The 18,178-nt window shown below is 63.3% G+C and carries 17 protein-coding genes; 6 read left to right on the top strand and 11 right to left on the bottom strand.

What is annotated here, in order from left to right:
* Positions 1 to 134: 134 nt before the first annotated feature.
* The 4 genes from ACEWE8_RS06545 to ACEWE8_RS06530 form a co-directional block, all read right to left on the bottom strand.
* On the bottom strand, positions 135 to 1,079 hold the full coding sequence (locus ACEWE8_RS06545) for a LysR family transcriptional regulator (RefSeq protein ID WP_046785492.1): 945 nt from the start codon (positions 1,077 to 1,079) through the stop codon (positions 135 to 137).
* Positions 1,080 to 1,215: 136 nt separating this feature from the next.
* Positions 1,216 to 1,926 carry a YebC/PmpR family DNA-binding transcriptional regulator gene (locus ACEWE8_RS06540; protein ID WP_039603624.1) on the bottom strand — a complete coding sequence of 237 codons (711 nt, stop codon included), beginning with the start codon at positions 1,924 to 1,926 and terminating at the stop codon, positions 1,216 to 1,218.
* Between the two features lie 95 nt (positions 1,927 to 2,021).
* Positions 2,022 to 3,413 (bottom strand): FAD-dependent oxidoreductase, encoded by a 1,392-nt coding sequence (locus ACEWE8_RS06535; RefSeq protein WP_046785493.1) that lies wholly within the window; start codon positions 3,411 to 3,413, stop codon positions 2,022 to 2,024.
* A 14-nt stretch (positions 3,414 to 3,427) separates the two neighbouring features.
* On the bottom strand, positions 3,428 to 4,744 hold the full coding sequence (locus tag ACEWE8_RS06530) for an MFS transporter (RefSeq protein WP_046785494.1): 1,317 nt from the start codon (positions 4,742 to 4,744) through the stop codon (positions 3,428 to 3,430).
* 240 nt (positions 4,745 to 4,984) lie between these two features.
* On the opposite strand from ACEWE8_RS06530, the gene ACEWE8_RS06525 reads away from it, so the two are divergent.
* Positions 4,985 to 5,854 carry a LysR substrate-binding domain-containing protein gene (locus ACEWE8_RS06525; protein WP_046785495.1) on the top strand — a complete coding sequence of 290 codons (870 nt, stop codon included), beginning with the start codon at positions 4,985 to 4,987 and terminating at the stop codon, positions 5,852 to 5,854.
* 100 nt (positions 5,855 to 5,954) lie between these two features.
* Complete coding sequence (locus ACEWE8_RS06520; RefSeq protein ID WP_046785496.1) at positions 5,955 to 6,329, top strand: DUF2784 domain-containing protein; 375 nt, start codon at positions 5,955 to 5,957, stop codon at positions 6,327 to 6,329.
* Here ACEWE8_RS06520 and tam read toward each other — a convergent pair.
* Positions 6,319 to 7,095 (bottom strand): trans-aconitate 2-methyltransferase, encoded by a 777-nt coding sequence (gene tam, locus ACEWE8_RS06515; protein WP_046785497.1) that lies wholly within the window; start codon positions 7,093 to 7,095, stop codon positions 6,319 to 6,321. The genes ACEWE8_RS06520 and tam overlap by 11 nt on opposite strands.
* Positions 7,096 to 7,197: 102 nt before the next feature.
* Here tam and ACEWE8_RS06510 point away from each other — a divergent pair, with 102 nt between their 5' ends.
* Complete coding sequence (locus ACEWE8_RS06510; protein ID WP_046785498.1) at positions 7,198 to 7,377, top strand: hypothetical protein; 180 nt, start codon at positions 7,198 to 7,200, stop codon at positions 7,375 to 7,377.
* A 3-nt stretch (positions 7,378 to 7,380) separates the two neighbouring features.
* Here the strand turns inward: ACEWE8_RS06510 and ACEWE8_RS06505 are convergent, their stop codons facing one another.
* Complete coding sequence (locus ACEWE8_RS06505; RefSeq protein WP_046785499.1) at positions 7,381 to 8,790, bottom strand: amino acid permease; 1,410 nt, start codon at positions 8,788 to 8,790, stop codon at positions 7,381 to 7,383.
* A gap of 325 nt (positions 8,791 to 9,115) precedes the next feature.
* Here ACEWE8_RS06505 and ACEWE8_RS06500 point away from each other — a divergent pair, with 325 nt between their 5' ends.
* From ACEWE8_RS06500 to ACEWE8_RS06490, 3 genes are all read left to right on the top strand, one after another.
* The gene (locus ACEWE8_RS06500; protein ID WP_039601970.1) at positions 9,116 to 10,540 is read left to right on the top strand and encodes a PLP-dependent aminotransferase family protein; all 1,425 of its coding nucleotides are present in this window, start codon (positions 9,116 to 9,118) and stop codon (positions 10,538 to 10,540) included.
* A 363-nt stretch (positions 10,541 to 10,903) separates the two neighbouring features.
* A complete protein-coding gene (locus tag ACEWE8_RS06495; RefSeq protein WP_367903665.1) occupies positions 10,904 to 11,101 on the top strand; it encodes an S-type pyocin domain-containing protein in 198 nt (65 codons plus the stop codon).
* Between the two features lie 1,062 nt (positions 11,102 to 12,163).
* Positions 12,164 to 12,706 carry a WYL domain-containing protein gene (locus ACEWE8_RS06490; protein WP_046785502.1) on the top strand — a complete coding sequence of 181 codons (543 nt, stop codon included), beginning with the start codon at positions 12,164 to 12,166 and terminating at the stop codon, positions 12,704 to 12,706.
* 4 nt (positions 12,707 to 12,710) lie between these two features.
* Here ACEWE8_RS06490 and ACEWE8_RS06485 read toward each other — a convergent pair whose 3' ends face one another.
* The 5 genes from ACEWE8_RS06485 to ACEWE8_RS06465 form a co-directional block, all read right to left on the bottom strand.
* Complete coding sequence (locus ACEWE8_RS06485; protein ID WP_046785503.1) at positions 12,711 to 13,445, bottom strand: hypothetical protein; 735 nt, start codon at positions 13,443 to 13,445, stop codon at positions 12,711 to 12,713.
* A 98-nt stretch (positions 13,446 to 13,543) separates the two neighbouring features.
* A complete protein-coding gene (codA, locus tag ACEWE8_RS06480; RefSeq protein ID WP_046785504.1) occupies positions 13,544 to 14,785 on the bottom strand; it encodes a cytosine deaminase in 1,242 nt (413 codons plus the stop codon).
* 4 nt (positions 14,786 to 14,789) lie between these two features.
* Positions 14,790 to 16,007, bottom strand: a complete 1,218-nt coding sequence (locus tag ACEWE8_RS06475; RefSeq protein ID WP_046785505.1) for a PucR family transcriptional regulator — start codon at positions 16,005 to 16,007, stop codon at positions 14,790 to 14,792.
* Entirely contained in the window at positions 16,004 to 17,269 is a 1,266-nt protein-coding gene (codB, locus tag ACEWE8_RS06470; RefSeq protein ID WP_046785506.1) for a cytosine permease, read from the bottom strand. Before codB ends, ACEWE8_RS06475 begins: the two co-directional genes overlap by 4 nt.
* A 241-nt stretch (positions 17,270 to 17,510) precedes the next feature.
* Entirely contained in the window at positions 17,511 to 18,140 is a 630-nt protein-coding gene (locus ACEWE8_RS06465) for a glutathione S-transferase family protein (protein WP_046785507.1), read from the bottom strand.
* Positions 18,141 to 18,178 lie beyond the last annotated feature (38 nt).

Here is an 18,178-nt window from a genome sequence, read left to right as displayed (position 1 = left end):
GTACTGCACTGGGCTGGAAGGCTCTGGGCACCTGTGGCAGCCGGCTTGCCGGCGATGGGGGCATCACCAACAGCACAAGGGCCCCAGTCTAGGCGCCTGCCGCCACGCCAATAACCCCGCTTGGCGCATACCTGCTATGGCAAAGCCGCATGCCCACCCTGCACGCCGAACTGTGACTGGCGCCACAGCTCGAACACCCGGTTGCGCAACCAGCGGTGCTCGGCCGACGCCTGCAGGCGCTGGTGCCACACCACCCAGTAGCGCTGGGTATGCTCCACAAACCCCAGCGGCCGCCAGGCCAGGCCATGCAGCCGGCACAGTTGGCAGGCAATATGCTCGGGCACCGTCGCCAGCGCCTGGCTGTTGCCAATGACCTGCACGGTGGCCGAGAAGAACGGCACTTCCAGGCTGATGCGCCGCTGCAGCCCCTGGGTGCGCAGGTGGCGGTCGATGAAGCTGTCCTTGTCGCCACCGCCGGAGATGCGCACGTGCTTGAAGGCCAGGTAGTCGTCCTGGCTCAGCACTTCGCAGGCCGCCAGCGGATGGTCCCGGCGCATCAGGCACACCGCACGGTCCTCGCCAAGCAGGCGACCGTGCAGGTTGGCCGGCGATTCGTCGAACAGCGTGGTCGCAAGGTCGATCTCGCCGCTGGCGAGCAAAGCGTATTGCCCGGCCTGCCAGGTGCGGTAGTCGATGCTCACGCCCGGTGCTTCCTGCTCCAGCGCCGCCACCAGCAGCGGCAGCATGTGCTCTGCAACATAGTCGGAAGCGGCCAGGCAGAAGCGCCGCTCGCAACGTGCCGGATCGAACGCGGCCGGCTGGCGCAGGGCCTGAAGCTCTTCAAGCACCTGGCGCAGCGGCTCGACCAGGGCTTGGGCGTACTCGCTGAGCACGTAGCCACGGCCCTGGCGCACCAGCAATGGGTCGTCGAAGGCTTCGCGCAGATGGGCCAGCTGGCGGCTCAACGCCGACTGGCTGACGCCCAGGCGCTCGGCGGCGTGGCTGAGGTTTTTCAGCTGCAGGAGGCAGTCGAGGGTACGCAGGTGGGCGAGGCTGAGGGAGGCGAAGGTTGGGTTCATACAGGCTTCCCCAGGCTGAACACAGGCCCATTCGCCGGCAAGCCGGCCCACACAAGTACCGCGCAGAACCTGAGCTTTGCACTGTACCTGTGGGAGCCGGCTTGCCGGCGATTGGGCCGCAAAGCGGCCCCGGCTTTTACTCGGTCAGGCCAACGTAGACGTTCTGTACGTCGTCGTTCTCGTCGATCGCCTCGAGGAACGCCTCGACTTCAGCCAGTGCCTCGGCACTGAGGCTGGCAGCGCTCACCGGGTTCTTCGGGGTGTAGCCGATCTTGGCCGAGGAGACGGTGAAACCATGCTCGGGCAGGGCTTTCTGCACTGCATCCAGGTCGGTGGTGTCCGTGATGAACAGGGTCGAGCCCTCTTCTTCACCTTCTTCAAAGTCCTGGGCACCGGCTTCGATGGCGGCCATTTCCGGGTCGGCATCGCCGTCGGGCATGGCTTCGATCAGGCCCACATGGTTGAAGTCCCAGGCCACCGAACCGCTGGCACCCAGCTGGCCCTTGCGGAACAGCACGCGAATCTGCGCGACGGTGCGGTTGACGTTGTCGGTCAGGCACTCGACGATCAGCGGCACCTGGTGCGGCGCGAAACCTTCGTACGTCACCGCCTGGTACTGCACGGCATCACCGTCCAGGCCCGCGCCCTTGCGGATTGCCCGGTCCAGGGTCTCGCGGGTCATGGAAGCCTTCTTGGCTTGCACGATGGCCAGGCGCAGGCGTGGGTTCATGTCGGGGTCGGCGCCCGACCTGGCTGCGATCTGGATTTCCTTGGACAGCTTGCCCATGATCTTGCCCTTGGCATTGGCAGCTGTTTCTCTATGCTTGGCTTTCCACTGTGCGCCCATGTCGACTCTCTTGTTTCAGCGGCCGGTTCAGGAAGCGACCGGCCAAAAAGTGGGAGCAGTTTATACGCCCTCGGGCCAGTGTTCGACAAGAAATCTCACGCTTTGTCGGCCTTGCCCGCCGCCGCTGCGAACCGGGCCAGCCGCACGTCCAGGTGGCGTGGCCGCAGCCCCCGGTCTTCGGCGCGCTCCTTGCGCCGGATTGCATTGCGCACCATCAGCGACCCCAGGTAACGGATCGGCTCCGGCGGGAACAGCCCCAACGGGCCCTTGACCAGTGGCGAGCGGGTCCACGGGTTGTCCAGCCCCAGCGCCAGCGACGAGAGGATCTGCCCGCCCATGTGGCACGGCCCTACCCCGCTGCCAGAGTAGCCGAAGCCATAGAACACGTTGCCTTGCCCGTCCAACCGCCCGAAGAACGGCAGCCCGGTCACCGAGCGGTCGGAGGGGCCGTTCCAGCTGGCCGCCAGGGGCACCTGGGCCAAGGCAGGGAAGAAATCGGCCAGGCTCTCACGCAGCAGCGGCCGGTATGGCGAGGGTTGATCGAACACCGGCAGCATGCGCCCGCCATAGGCGAAGGTGTTGCCACCCTTGCCGAGCATCAGGCGACCATCGGAGGTGTTGTGGTAGTAATGCACGAAGATCCGTGAGTCCAGCACGCTGATGCCGTTGTTCAGGCCGATCTCGTGCAGCAGCTCGGGGCACGGTTCGGTGATCACCATGTCACTGGAGACGATCGCCACGCTGCGCTCGAACTGCGGGAAGGCACGCGCCATCCAGGCATTGAGGCCGAGCACCACGCGGTCGGCACGCACCGTGCCGTGGGCCGTGCGCACCAGCGCCGGGGTGCCATGCTCCAGGCCGGTCATGGCCGTGCCTTCATGAATGCGCACGCCGCGCTGCAACGCCACACGCCGCAGGCCGCGTACAAACCGGCCAGGCTGGACGGTGGCGGCGGCCGGCGAAAACCAGCCCTCCAGGTGCCGCGCCGAGCCGGCCAGGCGCTGCACCTCATCCAGCGGCAAACGCTCGAATGAATTGATCCCCTTGTGCTCCAGTGCAGCGATCACCGCATCGGTTGCACCCACCTGGGCCTGGTTGGTGGCGGTGTACAGTGTGCCGTCCAGGCGGTAGTCGCACTCGATGCCATTGGCCGCGCAAAACGCGCCAATGGCACCGATGCTGCGCTCTGACTCGCTTACCAGGCGCACCGCTTCGGCCACCCCGAACAGACGCTCGAGGGTGAAGTACTTGGCCGACCAGGACAACGCGCAACCACCGTTGCGCCCACTGGCGCCCGCACCGCAGATGTCAGCCTCGATCAGCAGCACGTCCAGCGCCGGCACCGCCTCCTTGAGCATCAGCGCGGTCCAGAGGCCCGTGTAGCCGCCGCCGACGATGCACACGTCGCAGCGGGCATCGCCTTGCAGTGGCGGGCATACCGCGTCCTGTTCACAATCCAGGGCCTGTTGCAGCCAGAAGGGTCTCATTCGCTCGCTTTCCTTTAGGTACGCAGTGGCTTGATCGCCATGCTGGTGTTGGGCGCCACATCATTGGCCTGGGCTGCGCTGGCCGGGCGGCTGTTCCAGTGCGGCAGCAGCACCAGGGCCGAGAACAGTGCGCAGCCAGCGAACACGATGAACACCGTGACGCTGTCGAAGTAACCGGGCAACAGGCCGCCGAGCACCGCGCCCACCGAACCGCAGCCATTGACGAAACCGGCTGCCGTGGCACCGGCCTTGGCGGTGCCGAAGTCGATGGCCGCCGCGCCGCTGATCATCGAGTCTGGCCCGTACAGGGTCAGGCCCATGAAGAACAGCAGGCCAACCACCATGGCGATGCTGCCGCTGTGCATGGCTGCCATGAACGCCGCCAGGGCCACGGTCAGCAGCACCAGGCTGATCACACAGGCCGGCATGCGCCGGGCGCCAAACAGCTTGTCCGAGGCCAGGCCGATGATGATCGGGCCCAGCAGCCCGGCCAGTTCAAAGGCCGTGGGGATGATCGCAGCACCCACCTTGCCGACCGAGGGCATCTGCTCGAAGACGATCACCGGCCCCCATAGCAAGATCGCGTAGCGCGCCGGTTTTAGAAGAAAGTACGCCAGGCCCAGGGTCAGTACCGTGCGGTTGCGCAGGATCTCGCGCAGCGGCGCCCACACACTGCACAGGCTGCCGGCCGGGGCCATGCTCTGCGGCTCGGGCTCGACCGCCGGCAAGCCCACATCCTCGGGTTTGTTGCGCTGCAGGAAGAAGAACAGCACCGCTACCGCCGCCACCACCGCGGCAGTGGAGAAGAATGCCGCCTGCCAGGTGCCGATCAGGGTATAGGCCCACCAGCCGGCGAACGGCGAGGCGACCAGGCCGCCGAATGCATAGCACGAGCTCCACAACCCCAGTACCCGGCCGCGCTGCACGGCGGGGAAGAAGCTGCCGATGTTCTTGCACAGCCCGGCCCAGCCGGTGGACTGCGCCAGGCCCTGGATCAGCATGCAGGTGGCGAAGATCGGGAAGGTCGCGTAGCTGCCCATCACCACTGCTGCCGCCGCCGAGATCAGCAGGCCACCGAGCACCACCACGCGCGGGCCGAAGCGGTCGGCAAGCATGCCCCAGGTGAACTGGCCCACGGCATAGGCGGCCAGGTAGATGGCGTCGAGGTTGGCCATGGAGGCCTTGTCGAGCATGAAAGTCGGGTCTTCACCAATGCCGAGCTTGGCCACCGAGAAGGCCTTGCGGGTGAAGTAGAAGGCGGCGTAGGCCAGCCAGGTGATAGCGAAAATCTGGATGCGCCAGCGTTTCAACGCGGCTAGGGAGTGATTCATGTGCGTCTGACCTCTTGCTCAAGTGTGCCGGCAGAATGTGAATAAACGCCTGTCTTGTTTTTGTGTTGCGCACTGCATGACGTGGCTCGTCATCTGGTCAGATGGCGCAGGGGTGCGCGCCATGCCCGGCGGCCGCTTGTGGCAGCGCTGGGTTGGTCAGTATGGAAACAGGTGGTGACTGATAAATAAAATCGATTTATCGTATTTCACACATAAGCTCAGCTTGTTACTGGAGTCCACATGTCGGTGTCCCACGCTCAACTCAGGGCTTTCCACGCAGTGGCCGTGCACGGCAGCTTCACCCGGGCGGCAGAAAAGCTGTTTTTGACCCAGCCGGCCGTGTCCGACCAGGTGCGCAAGCTCGAAGAGCGCTTCGGGGTGCTGCTGTTCCACCGCAACAAGCGTTCGGTGCAGTTGACTGACCTGGGCGAACGCCTGCTGGGCATCAGCAAGCGCCTGTTCGCCTGTGAGGCCGAAGCCCACGAACTGCTGCAGGACTCCCGCGCCCTGCACACCGGCAGCCTGGTGCTGGCGGTGGATGCGCCGGTGCATGTGCTGCCGCAGATCGCACGCTTCTGCCAGCGCTACCCGGGCATCCAGGTCAAGGTCGAGACCGGCAACACCGATGAATCCCTGGCCCGGCTGTTCAGCTATCAGGCTGACCTGGCACTGTTAGGGCGCGATGTCGACGATGAGCGACTGCACTGCATGCCGCTGCGCCGCGACCCGATGGTGGCGTTCGTCTCGCACAACCACCCCTGGACCAGCCGTGGCTCGATCAGCCTGGCGGACCTGGACGACACGCCGCTGGTGCTGCGCGAGCCTGGCTCGGTGACCCGGCAGACACTGGAGGAAGAAATGCAACGCGCCGGGTTGCGAATACGCGCGGCAATCCAGGTCGAAGGCCGCGAGGCCGCGCGCGAGGCGGTGGTGGTGGGGATTGGCGTGGGGGTGGTGTCGGCCGCTGAGTTCGGCGCCGATGCGCGGGTGTGCGCGCTGCCCATTGTCGATTGCCAGCGGCACCTCACCGAGACACTGGTGTGTTTGAGCGAGCAGCGTACGCGGCGGGTGGTGGCGACGTTCCTGCAGGTGGTGCAGGAAAGCTTGTAGCGGCCATCCGGGCCCTATCGCCGGCATGCCGGCTCCCACTGGTTTTGCGCTGAGCCTTCATAACTATGCTGGGTATACATTCCTCTCTAATGTGCATCCCATGTTTTTCCGTCTAGCCGCCGACACGCTGGTGCTGCTCCATCTGGCCTTCATCCTGCTGGTGCTGTTCGGTGGCCTGCTGACGCTCAGATGGCGCCCCGCCCTGTTCATCCACCTGCCCGCCCTGGCCTGGGGCCTGGCGGTTGAGGGCCTGCACCTGGAGTGCCCGTTGACCGGCTGGGAGAATCGCATGCGCTTCGCCGCAGGCGATGCCGGCTACCACGGCGGCTTCGTCGAGCACTACATCTGGCCGCTGATCTACCCCGCGGGGTTGACGCCGCAGATCCAGTGGCTGCTGGGCGGCGTCGTGCTGCTGGTCAACCTCGGCGTCTATAGCTACGTGATCTGGCGCTGGCGCCATTCACCTACCGCGTAGCAATCACAAACAGCCGCGGGAACGGCAGCAGCACCTTGCCGTCGGTGGCCGCCGGGTAGTCGTGCTGCATGGCCTGCAAGTACATCTGCAGGAAGCTCGCCTGCTCCTGCTCGTCCAGCCTGGCCAGATAAGGCCGCAGGGCCGAGCCCTTGAACCACTCCACCACGGCCTCGGCGCCACCGGTCAACGGGTGATGGTAGGTCGTGCGCCACACATCCACCCGCGTACACAGCGGGCTGAGCAGGTCGTAGTAGAACGCTGCGCTATGCCGGGGCGGCAAGCTCAGGTCGGCGAATTTTTCGGCCCAGGGGCCGCGGCCGGCAATCTCGCGCAACTGGCGGTGGGCCGGCTCGTCGAGGTTGTCCGGGGTTTGCACGGCCAGGCTTGCACCTTCACTCAGCTGGCGCACCAGGTGCGGATAGAGCGAACCGTGGTCGGGCACCCATTGCAGCGAAGCGTTGGCCAGGATCAGGTCCTGCGGTTCGGGGGCGGTCCAGTGGGCGATATCGGCAATTTCGCAACGCACCCTGGGGATGCGCAGGCGCTGGCGTGCGCGCGCCTTGTCGATCATATCCGGGTCGCTGTCCAGGGCAGTCACCTGGGCATCGGGGTGGCGCTGCAGCAGTATTTCGGTGGAATTACCAGGGCCGCAACCTAAGTCGGTAGCGTGGCGCACCGGGCGGGGAGGCACCGCGGCAAGCAGGTCGCGCACCGCACGGGTGCGTTCGTCTTCGAACAGGGAATACTGGGTGGCGGACCAGGCCATGAGGGGCTCCTTTTGGCGGGCAATGTGCTCAGCATAAGCCATCTGTCGCCTGTACGGGCCCTGTCGCGGGAACTGTTAGCTCATCCTTGAAGTCAGCCCCTTATGCGCATGCCCATGAAACCATTCCTCGCCCTGGCCCTACTGGCCCTGATCAGCGCCGCCGCCCTCCTCGGCTCACCGTGGATGAACGGGCGCTTTCACATGCCAGCGGACAAAACTCCCGCCCATCAACGCGAAACGGCCGGGTCCTCGAGGGAGCCGGCCGCTTCGGGCAACCACTAGCGCTTAGTGCTTGCGGGCGCTGCGCATCTGGTGCACCACACCCATGGCCACCACGACGGCGGCAGCAATGCCGGTGGAGATCACCAGGATCTGGTAGTCAGGCATGAAGGCCATGGTCACCAGTGCGGCGACGATGAAGGCGATCACCAGGTAGGTCAGCCACGGGAACAGCCACATCTTCAGGCGTACTTCCTTGCCCTCGGCGATCAGCTTGCGGCGCATGCGCAGCTGCGAGAAGGCAATCACCAGGTACACCAGCAAAGCGATCATGCCGGTGGTGTTCATCAGTGTATCGAGCACGTCTTTCGGGCGCAGGGTCTCGCTGAAGTTGATCAGCGCACACACCACGGCCACGGCGCACGAACCGATGATCGCGTTCACCGGTACGCCGGTACCGGCGCGGGTTGTCTTGAAGAACGACGGCGCATCACCACGCTGTGCCAGCGAGAACAGCATGCGCGAAGCGGTGTAGTGGCCCGAGATCAGGCAGCTGCTCACCGACGTCAGTACCACGAAGTTCATCAACAGCTCGGCATACGGCACACCCAGCAGTTCCAAGGTGCGGCGGTAGGCGCCATAACCGGAAACGCCCAGGTGCGGGTCGTTCCACGGCACCAGGCAGACGATCAGGAAGATCGAGCCGACGTAGAACAGGCATACACGCCACACCACCGAGTTGGTGGCCTTGACGATCTGGGTGGCCGGGTCCTTGGCTTCGGATGCGGCGATGGTGACGATTTCGGCACCGAGGAAGGCGAACATCACGCCAAGCAACGCACCGATCACCGTGGTGATGCCATTGGGCATGAAGCCTTCGGCGGTCAGGTGGGTGATGCCGCGCACTTCACCGAACTGCCAGATGTTCATCACCGCTGCAGTACACACGATCAGGAAGCAGACGATCGCGATCACCTTGATCAACGCGAACCAGAACTCGAACTCGCCGTAGTGCTTGACGTTGAAGAAGTTGACGGTGATCAGCACCAGGGTCGTGGCCAGCACGAACACGTTGACGCTTACATCAGGGAAGAAACCATGCAGGATCTTGCCTGCCACATAAGCTTCCCAGGCCATGAGGATGACCCAGTACCACCAGTACAGCCAGCCGATGGTGAAACCGGCCCAACGGCCAATGGCGCGGTCGGCGTAGGTGGAAAACGAACCGGTGTCGGGCGACGAAGTCGCCATTTCACCCAGCATGCGCATGATCAGTACCACCAGGATGCCGCCTGCCAGGTAGGCCAGGACAGCAGCCGGGCCGGCGCTGTGGATCACGCTGCCGGAGCCGACGAACAAGGCGCCGCCGATAACCCCGGCGATCGACATCATCGTCAGGTGGCGCGACTTGAGCGAGGCACTGAGTTTGCTCTCGTGCCCGCTGTTCGCGGTGGTGGTTGTGGATGTTGCGTCCATCAGTTGTGTACCCCGTGCTTCTTTTTATCCAAGGAAAACTGTAAGACCGCGATGGTCATCGGCCTCACCTGTACATCAGTGCTAATGCGGGCAGGAGGTGTGCTGTTACACACGCAGGCCTTCCATGGCGGCCTGCTGACGCGCCCCAGGGTTTGCCCCTGGAGCGAACTGAACATGCTTTATGTGGCGCTATCTGACACCTAATGTAAAAATGTCCGACACATAGAGCCATGCACAGTGGCATGAAAGTCGCACTGCACTGTACAGGTCGCCGATGCAATACACCCTGCAGGCGCCTGCCGTTACGCACCCTCAAGGCCCCCGAATGCTTGAATTACACCCAGACTCCTCGACGCCGTTGGTCAACCAGATCATCGACGGGCTGCGTGAGCTGATCGACAACCAGACCCTCAAGCCAGGTGCCAAGGTCCCGTCGATCCGCGCGTTTGCCGCGACCTATTCGGTGAGCACCTTCACCGTGGTCGAGGCTTACGACCGCCTGGTCGCCCAGGGGCTGCTGGTGAGCAAGGGCAATGCCGGGTTCTTCGTCAACCGCGCGGCGGCCGAATTGCTGGACAACCACAGCGCCGAGGCCGACGCCAGTCGACCATCGTTCAACTCCGAATGGTACCTGCAGCAGATCTTTGAGACCCGTCAGTTGCCATTCAAACCGGGCTGCGGCTGGCTGCCCAACGACTGGATGTACGAAGAAGGCCTGCGCCGCGGCCTGCGCCAGGTTGCCGGCAGCCCGCTGGAGCTGTCCGGCTATGGCGACCCGATGGGCCTGCCGGAATTGCGCGCGCTGACCGCGCAGAACCTGCAGCAGGAACTGTCGATCGTCGCCAACACCGCCCAGCTGATGCTCACCCACGGTGCCAGCCAGGCTTTGGACCTGGCCGTGCGCACGCTTGTGCGCCCCGGTGACGTGGTGCTGGTGGACGACCCCGGCTACCCCAACCTGATGAGCATCCTGCGCACCCAGGGCGCCACCTTGATCGGCGTGCCGCGCACCCCCAACGGCTACGACCTCAACCACCTCGAACAGCTGTTGGCGCACCACCGCCCGACGGCTTTCTTCACTCAGCCGCACCTGCACAGCCCGACCTGTTCGCGCACCCCGCTGGCGCAGCTGCACCGCTTGCTGCAGCTGGCCAGCCAGCACGGCTTTCGCCTGGTGGAAAACAACCTGTACGCCGACATGGTCGCCGAGCCGCAGCCGTGCCTGGCCAGCCTCGACCACCTGCAGCAGGTGGTGTACGTGGGCAGCTACTCCAAGAGCATTTCGCCCAACGTGCGGGTCGGCTACCTGTTGGCCAACCCGGAACTGGCGCAGAAGCTGCTGCACCTGAAGATGCGCTCGGGCCTGACCACCTCGCAGGTTATGGAGCGTGTGGTGTATGCCGCGATCATCGACGGCCGCTGGCGCAAGCACCTCAAGCGCCTGCGCCAGCGCCTGGCCGAGGCCCACCAGGAAGTTGGCCGGCACCTGCACCGGCTGGGTTTCGAGCTGTTCATCGAGTCGGATGAAGGCATGTATATCTGGACCCGCCACCCGGCCATCCCGGACAGCGCAGCGCTACTGGATGATGCGCTGGAGAAAGGCATCATGCTCGGGCCCGGGCAGTTGTTCATGGTCGATGCCAAGCCGACCGGGTGGATGCGGTTCAACGTGGCGTTCAGTACCGACCCTGCGATGTGGGAGTTGTTGGAGAAGGTGTTGGTGAAGCACGTGCGCCGGGCGGGGATTTAGGGCTCAGGGATTGTGCTGTGGGGCTGCTCGCCGCGGCATTTCCAGCGTCTGCGACATCGAGCGCCGCGCGCGGCGCTCTATCCGCAGGGTGCTATGAGCAGGCACATCGTGTGTTCACACAATACCCGGCCTTGTTACTTATTTTGAAAAACACTATCTAGACATTGGACAAAACCACAACGAAACAGCCGGCAAACTCTTCGCAAAAAAGGCAATGCTCCTGCTTCTTTACAACGAAATTCGTCGTCAGGCAGGTCAGCACACAGACCTCTACAACGGCACCCACGTTTACGTCCCAAACGCCTAGACTTTGGCCCAGCTTTTCGAGTTCATGGCACACGCATATATCGATGAAGAAAGCGAATTATTCATAGCAGCGCGGCGACACCCTTCCCCCCAAATGAACCCCAAAATCCCAGGGATTGCATTTACTGCTTCCCGGTAGAGTCTGGCCTGCCGCCGTTATATATCGTATTCAATTCGCCGTATCCCGGCGCTACAACTATAGGCACATACAGCGGCAGGGCCTACAATCCAGACAAAGCAGGCGGACCTATCTAACGCCTGGATTGGCGAGAAGCCACCTTCACCCAAGCGGGAGTCGACCTTGTAAAATTACACATAAGTCGCTTCGATCCATCTGAAGCTAATGTCGTCATGATAGATAGGCTTGAAAAAATCTTACACGGCAAGATAGCACCTACTGACACAGACAAGCGATTTGTCACCCATGAACTGAGGGAGCTTGAGCGCTTCCGCGCCCTCGGTATCGCTGATAGAATTCTGCCAAACGATCATGGAGAGGCGTGGAACAACACTCACGCCGCCACTCTAGAAGACTACCAACTTAGCTCAGAAGCCGAACTACTATATACACCAGAGGCTTTGGAAGCAGACCGAAAACAACTTCAAAGAGATTACTAATGAACACCATAGACGACATAGTACAAAACGAAGCACCTAGGGACGTCATTTTATTCCTCACTCGAGGAAACAGCATTTCCCACCCGCAAATAGACAGATTATACGAGCGTAACAACTGGGTTTCTCTTGGCAACTGCCTCGGCCTGATCGATCTAATAAAAAAGATGCACTCCGATGGATTAATAGTACAAAAAGGCGGCGGGTACTCGAAAGGCCCCAAATGGACCCCTCCCCAATTTTTCCTAGAGAAAAAATACAAATTCACTCAGCCTTGAGCACGAGGTCGATGAATGCGACTGCCCTCTAATTAAAAATAGCAACTCTAACAAGTTGAACTGGGCAGCTTGACGTCACAACACGGCGCCGGCTGCCAAATTAGAGCGCGACAACACCAGCACCTTGGCGCCAAAGTCCTTCCCCGCATCCAGCACAACCTCAAGCTGACTAGTGCGCTGCATGGTGATCGCCGGCTTTGGCAGCGGCTGCCTGCCTGCCTGCCTGCCTGCCTGCCTGCCTGCCTGCCTGCCTGCCTGCCTGCCTGCCTGCCTGAGCATGGGGTGGCGCCGAATCGTGAAACAAGTGCGCAGGCCGCTCATCCTGCTGAACTTGGATCCTATTCACTGAACGGGTATGCTCGCGGCAATAGCCAATTGCCATCATTCAGGCATGCACCACGCCTGAACTTCAAGGACGAGCCCTTTGCCCAGCAACTCTACCCGCCACACGATCGCCCGCCAGTGGCAACTGCTCAAATTGCTGCCCGACCGCCATCCGGGCATGAGCTCCACACAGTTGCAGGCCGCGTTGGCCAAGGTCGGCTACAAGACCAGCAAACGCACGGTGGAACGTGACCTCAATGAGCTTGCGTCGCTGTTCCATTTGCGCTGCAACAACAAGGGCATGCCCTACGGCTGGTACTGGCAGCCAGGCCGCAGCCTGGGTGAGGCTCAACTGCTGCAGCCAGATGCGCTCTGCCCTGCCCGGCAGATCGAATTGCGCGCCTGGGTGGATGACGCCCTCGCACGGCGCCTGGAAGACCAGCCCTTGTCAGATGACATGCGCCTGGCCCCGCACGGCAACGGCGGGGCGACCCTGGATGCCACCGTCGACGACAGCCGCGCGTTGATGGGCTGGCTGCTGTCCCAAGCGGGCTCCATACGTGTACAGGCGCCAGAGGCATTGCGCACAGCCGTGATCGAGCAGTTGCGCCAAAGCCTGGCCCTGCACGACGGCAGCCACTAAGTCATCAGGAGGGCAATGCGGGCTTGCGTGGCCGCGCAAGGCAGGCGTAGCCCAGGCCCAGCACACTGAGCCCCAGCACACCAAGCAGCACCATCAGCTCCCGGCTGTAGCGCGCCACCAACGCCGGGAAACCGATGAATTCTCGATACACCTGCACATCCGCCACACCGTCGGCATGGCTGATGCTGATACCCCCCTGGCGGATCTGCGAATAGTCGGCATCGAAATACACCCACACCTTGCACGCCCGGCCTTGCTCGATGACAGGGATCTCGACCATGGGCGTGGGGGCCTCGTAGAGGGTGTCGTTGCCTGAGCCATCGCGCACTTGCACCAAACCCTTGGCCGGCAGGCGCACCTTGACCTCGCGCACCTCGGTGTGACCGGTGTTGCGCAGCTCTATGAGCAAGCCGGTACGGTGATCCACCAACCCGGCCTCGAACGGTTTGGCGAACAGTTGGGCGTAGGGTGCCTGGGCCAGGTCGATCAGCCTGTCGACCTGATCCTGGCTCAGCGCCCCCTGGCCAATGCCGGCGATGCGAGGCTGCAGCCGCTCGTACTTGAGCTGTTCGTTGGTCTTGCTGATGCGCTCGCTGAACTGGCTTGGGTAGGTGAGGTAGGAATAGGTCAGGGAAGCTTCGAGGCGGGCGTTGTCCTTGAGCACCACGTAGGCCACCAGCCAGACCATCAGGCCAAGCAACAGGGCTACGAGCAGTTTCCCGATTTTGTCCCAACTCAACGGTAGGTTTCCTTCTGTCACGGCATGGACGGTTCGGCGGCCACAAAGGGTGCCAAGTTCAGCGTCGCCAGGCAAGCACTCAGTGGCCCCTTCCCGCTTCAGGCGAACCGTTCGACCTGCGCCTGTGTACGGCGCATCAGCACCTTGCCGTGGCGCACCGACACCAGCGCATGGCCCTGGCTGCGCACCATCTCATAGTCGTCCGGCGCCGACAGCAACAAAAGGTTCGCCGGGCGCCCCACCTCGATGCCGTAGCGCTCGCCAAGGTTGAGCGTGCGCGCACTGTTGTCGGTGATCAGGTCCAGGCAACGTTGCAGGTCTTCGTAGCCCAGCATGTGGCAGATGTGCAGCCCTGCCTCGAGTATGCGCAGGATGTTGCCGTTGCCCAGCGGGTACCAGGGGTCGACGATCGAATCCTGGCCGAAGCACACGTTCATGCCTGCCCGGTCGATCTCGGCCACACGCGTCAGCCCGCGGCGTTTGGGGTAGCTGTCGAAGCGCCCCTGCAAGTGGATGCTCTCGGTCGGGCACGAAACGAAATTGATGCCCGACATTTTCAACAGGCGGAACAGTTTGGAGCAGTAGGCATTGTCATAGGAACCCATGGCCGTGGTGTGGCTTGCGGTCACCCGTGGCCCCATCCCGCGCACCCGCGCTTCTTCGGCCAGCACCTCGAGGAAGCGCGACTGCGGGTCGTCGGTCTCGTCGCAATGCACGTCCACCAGGCAGCCCGTACGCTCGGCCAGCTCCATGAGGAATTTCACTGACGACACGCCCTGGTCGCGGGTGTTCTCGAAATGGGGAATGCCGCCGACCACGTCGGCGCCCATCGCCACCGCCTCGGTCATCAACGCACGGCCGTTGGCGTACGACTCGATACCTTCCTGCGGGAACGCGACGATCTGCAGGTCGATCAGCTCGCGCACCTCCTCACGCACCTCGACCATCGCCTTGAGCGCCGTGAGCTTGGGGTCGGTCACATCCACATGGGTACGCACATGCTGGATGCCATGGTCCACGAGCATGCCGATGGTCTTCTTGGCGCGGGTCTTGATGTCGTCGTGGGTGGTGATTGCCTTGCGCTCGGCCCAGCGCTCGATACCCTCGAACAGCGTGCCGCTCATGTTCCAGTTCGGCTCACCGGCGGTCAAAGTGGCATCGAGATGAATGTGCGGCTCGACGAAGGGGGGCACCACCAGGTTCTGTTGGGCGTCCAGGTCGTCGGGGCTGGCGGGCATGACGGCATTGGCCTGGGGCACAATGGCGGCGATACGCTCGCCGTCCAGTTCGATGCGCATCAGGCCGGGCTTACCGCGCAGTCGTGCGTTGATGATGTTCATGGAGTTACTCCTTGCCTTGGGCTTCGGTCATGCGCCATATCAGCATAGCGACCGCAGCGTTCATACGGAAAAGCGGGTCGTCCAGGGACTGCCCGCTCAGTTGCTCGATGCGTTGCATCCGTTGGTTGATGGTGTTGCGGTGCAAACCCAGGCGCTGCCCGGCCTTGAGACCGTTGCCGTTTTCCTTGAGCAGCGCGTCGAGGGTGTGCAGCAGTGCGTTGGGCTGTTTACGCCCGGGGGTGCGCAGCGGGCCGAGGGTCTGGGCGACGAAGTCATCGATCAGCGAACGGTCGACGATGCCCTGCAGCAGGCGCAATACACCGAGCTCGCTGAAGTCGCACAAGCCGGTGGCCGGGCGCAGGTTTTGCGCCACCTCCAGGGCCTGACGCGCCTGGTTGAGGGCTTGGCGGTAATGGCCACAGTCCTCGGCGAGGCTCGACAGGCCCATGAACAGCCCCATCTCACCTGCCTGCGCGGCCAACTGCCGGTGCAGGCCGGCCAAGGCTGCACGCAAGTCCGGGGTATCGGGCAGCAGCAACACGAACAGGTCACCGGCCAGTTGCGCGGTGACCGCGCCGGCCCGGGCCCGGCACCAGGCTTCAAGCCGGTCTTCCAGGGTTTGGCGGGTGTCCTGCCACAGGCGTTCGCCTTTGGCCAGGCCATGCCGCTCGAACAGCCCGTCGACCGCCGACAAGCGCAACGCCACCAAACGCCGCGGCCCGTCCAGATCGAGCTGCAGGTGCGCGGCCCGCTGCCGGGCGATGGCCAGGCTCGGATAGTCACCGGTCAGCAGTTGCCCGAGGATGTCGTTGCGCGAGCGGCGCACCTGGGCCATCTGTACCAGTGCGGTACCGATCAGGTGGGTGACCACCACCATCTTCAGGGCATAGGGCTGCTCGATCAGTGGCAACCCCAACTGCTCGGCGCGCTCGATTACCGCGGCCGGAATACACTGAATGAAGGTACCGCCCGTGAGGATCACCATGCCGGCGATACCCACCGCATCGCCGTCTTCGACCAGGCTCAGCAGGTTGCCCTCGCCACGAGGGTGGTTGATGCCGGTGACGAACACCAGCTCACCGCCCATCACCCATTCGGCGATGCCCTCGTTCTCCGCCACGTAGGGCCAGCGCACCCGGCGCTGCAGGTTGCGTGCACCAGCCCGCACGCTCATCTCGTGCAGGCCGGGCAGGTGCAGGATCTCTTCCAGGGCCAGGCTCACGGCTCGGCCCGCGCCTGGCCCAGTGCCCGGCGTCGGCCGCCGAGCTCAAGCAGCACGATATAGCACAGCGCCGAGGCGCCGATACCCACCAGTGGCGCCACCCAGGGCGAGGCATAGGCCGCCAGCGCACCGACCCCATAGGCGAACAGCCCCAGCAGGTTGTAGCGCGGCAGGCTGACCGTGGCCAGGGCCGGATACTTGCCACGGTGGCGGTACCAGAAGTCGGCCATGATCACCCCACCCACCGGTGGGATGATCGAACCCAGCAATACCAGGAAGGGAATCAGCAACTCGTACATGCCACCGATCGCCAACACGATGCCTACTCCTGCCGCCATCAGTGTTGCCGTGCGCCGGCGTTCGCTGCGCACCAGGTGACACGCTGCGGCGGCAACGTTGTAGATGGTTGGCCCCTGGATGGTCCACAGGTTGAGGCAGAGCATGACCACCGCTGCGAACGACAGCCCTTGCAGCATCATCACTTCGACGATGTCGGCCTGCTGGTAAACCATCGCGCACCAGGCGCCGGCCACGACCATCAGCCCGTTGCCGAGCAAAAATGCCACCACACTGGCCGTCACCGCCACCCGCCCGCTGCGCGACAGGCGCGTCCAGTTGGTGGCTTGGGTGGCGCCGCTGGCAAAGGTGCCGAAGACCATGGTCACCGCTGCCGAGAAGGTCATGGTCTCATGCGGCACCAGCGCCGCCAGTTGCTGCAGGCCACCCACCTCGCGGGTGGCGATTACCATGGAGACGATCAACAGGGCGAACATCAGCGGTACCGATACCCGCGACAACAGGTCCAGCCCCTTGAATCCGACCAATGCCGTGATGCTGAAGCCCAACCCGAACAGCACCATCAACGGCACGGTGAAGCCCTCGGCCAGCCCAAGCAGCTTTACCAGCACGATCGCTACAGTGGCCGTGCCCCACGCATACCAGCCCAGTTCGGCGAAACCGAGCAGGAAGTCCGACAGCCGGCTGCCGGCCTCGCCGAAGCAGAAGCGGCCCATCAGTACAGTGTTGAGCCCGCTGCGCGAAGCGATGAACGCCAGCGCGGCGGCGTAAAGGGCCAGCAGCGTGTTGCCGAGGGTGGCGATCCAGAGCATGTCGATGAACCCGAAGGCCATGCCCAGCTTGCCCCCGGCGAACATCGTGCCGGTGAAGAAGGTGAAACTGAACAGGACCATGGCGATTGGCAAAAGGCCCTTGCGGGCGTGCTGCGGCGCCTCGCAAAGCGGAAATTCGGAGGGGGAACTCATTGTCAGGTGCTCCGGGTTGAAGTTGGAGCAGCAAGAGCAATATGCGGGCCGTTTTTTGCTGGCCGATGTAAGGCGAAATAGCAGGCGCACGGCATGACAAATAGTGTGCAGGTTGCACAGAATGGCCCGTTATTGACGGTTTTTTATGTGCCGGATGACTCAATTTGAGGCCACCACGCACCAAAGAGGGACGCGCCTGGGTAGTTTTCACCCGGCCGCCCCTCAAGTACGAAGCGTCCGGTCAGACCGACGCTGTGCGTGGCATCAGTTCATAGGGATGCTTCCAGCCCGGCAGCGCCTGGATACGCGCTTTCCACGCTTCAATATGGGTGAACTGTGCCAACGGGATGCCGGTATCTTCCGGCATGAACACATAGCCCGCCAGCGACAGGTCGGCGATGGTCAGGCGCCCACCGACCATATAGGGCGTTTTCGCCAAGTGCGCATCGACCACCCGGTAAGCAGCCGTGGCGCGCTCGCGAAGAAACTGGGTTACCGGTGTTTCGCCAGCGTTCTTCAGGCAGAAAATGAACCGCAGCGCCGCGTAATAGGCAGTGAACTTGTGGTTGTCGAACAGCATCCAGCGCCAGATTTCGCGCTTTTCGTTGTCATCGCGCGGGCCGAACTGGCCGGTGCGTTCGGCGAGGTATTCAAGGATCAGCGCCGACTGGGTGATTTTCTGGCCCGCATGCTCCAGCACCGGCACTTCGCCCTGCTCGTTGACCTCATCACGCCAGCTTTGCTCGCGAGTCTGGCCGTTGAAGAAATCGACGAACACCGGCTGCCAGGCCTGGCCGGTGAGTTCGAGCATAAGGGCGGCTTTATAAGCATTACCGGATTCGGCGAAGCAGTGCAGTTTGTAGTCGGGCATGGTGGTCCTTCATTTTCCCAGGGTCGATGGCGCTGTTG

Source organism: Pseudomonas sp. TR47, from assembly GCF_044143025.1.
In the GTDB taxonomy this organism is placed as follows: Bacteria; Pseudomonadota; Gammaproteobacteria; order Pseudomonadales; family Pseudomonadaceae; genus Aquipseudomonas; species Aquipseudomonas putida_E.
Note: the sequence above shows the minus strand (reverse complement) of the source record. Positions and strands in the feature narration are given on the sequence as shown.

Excerpts from the sequence above, each read along its gene's own strand:
- ACEWE8_RS06525 (WP_046785495.1), top strand. The coding sequence starts at position 4,985 with ATGTCGGTGTCCCACGCTCAACTCAGGGCTTTCCACGCAGTGGCCGTG.
- codA (WP_046785504.1), bottom strand. The coding sequence starts at position 14,785 with ATGAACATCATCAACGCACGACTGCGCGGTAAGCCCGGCCTGATGCGC.
- ACEWE8_RS06520 (WP_046785496.1), top strand. The coding sequence starts at position 5,955 with ATGTTTTTCCGTCTAGCCGCCGACACGCTGGTGCTGCTCCATCTGGCC.
- ACEWE8_RS06545 (WP_046785492.1), bottom strand. The coding sequence starts at position 1,079 with ATGAACCCAACCTTCGCCTCCCTCAGCCTCGCCCACCTGCGTACCCTC.
- ACEWE8_RS06535 (WP_046785493.1), bottom strand. The coding sequence starts at position 3,413 with ATGAGACCCTTCTGGCTGCAACAGGCCCTGGATTGTGAACAGGACGCG.
- codB (WP_046785506.1), bottom strand. The coding sequence starts at position 17,269 with ATGAGTTCCCCCTCCGAATTTCCGCTTTGCGAGGCGCCGCAGCACGCC.
- ACEWE8_RS06500 (WP_039601970.1), top strand. The coding sequence starts at position 9,116 with ATGCTTGAATTACACCCAGACTCCTCGACGCCGTTGGTCAACCAGATC.
- ACEWE8_RS06510 (WP_046785498.1), top strand. The coding sequence starts at position 7,198 with ATGCGCATGCCCATGAAACCATTCCTCGCCCTGGCCCTACTGGCCCTG.
- ACEWE8_RS06505 (WP_046785499.1), bottom strand. The coding sequence starts at position 8,790 with ATGGACGCAACATCCACAACCACCACCGCGAACAGCGGGCACGAGAGC.
- ACEWE8_RS06530 (WP_046785494.1), bottom strand. The coding sequence starts at position 4,744 with ATGAATCACTCCCTAGCCGCGTTGAAACGCTGGCGCATCCAGATTTTC.
- ACEWE8_RS06465 (WP_046785507.1), bottom strand. The coding sequence starts at position 18,140 with ATGCCCGACTACAAACTGCACTGCTTCGCCGAATCCGGTAATGCTTAT.
- tam (WP_046785497.1), bottom strand. The coding sequence starts at position 7,095 with ATGGCCTGGTCCGCCACCCAGTATTCCCTGTTCGAAGACGAACGCACC.
- ACEWE8_RS06540 (WP_039603624.1), bottom strand. The coding sequence starts at position 1,926 with ATGGGCGCACAGTGGAAAGCCAAGCATAGAGAAACAGCTGCCAATGCC.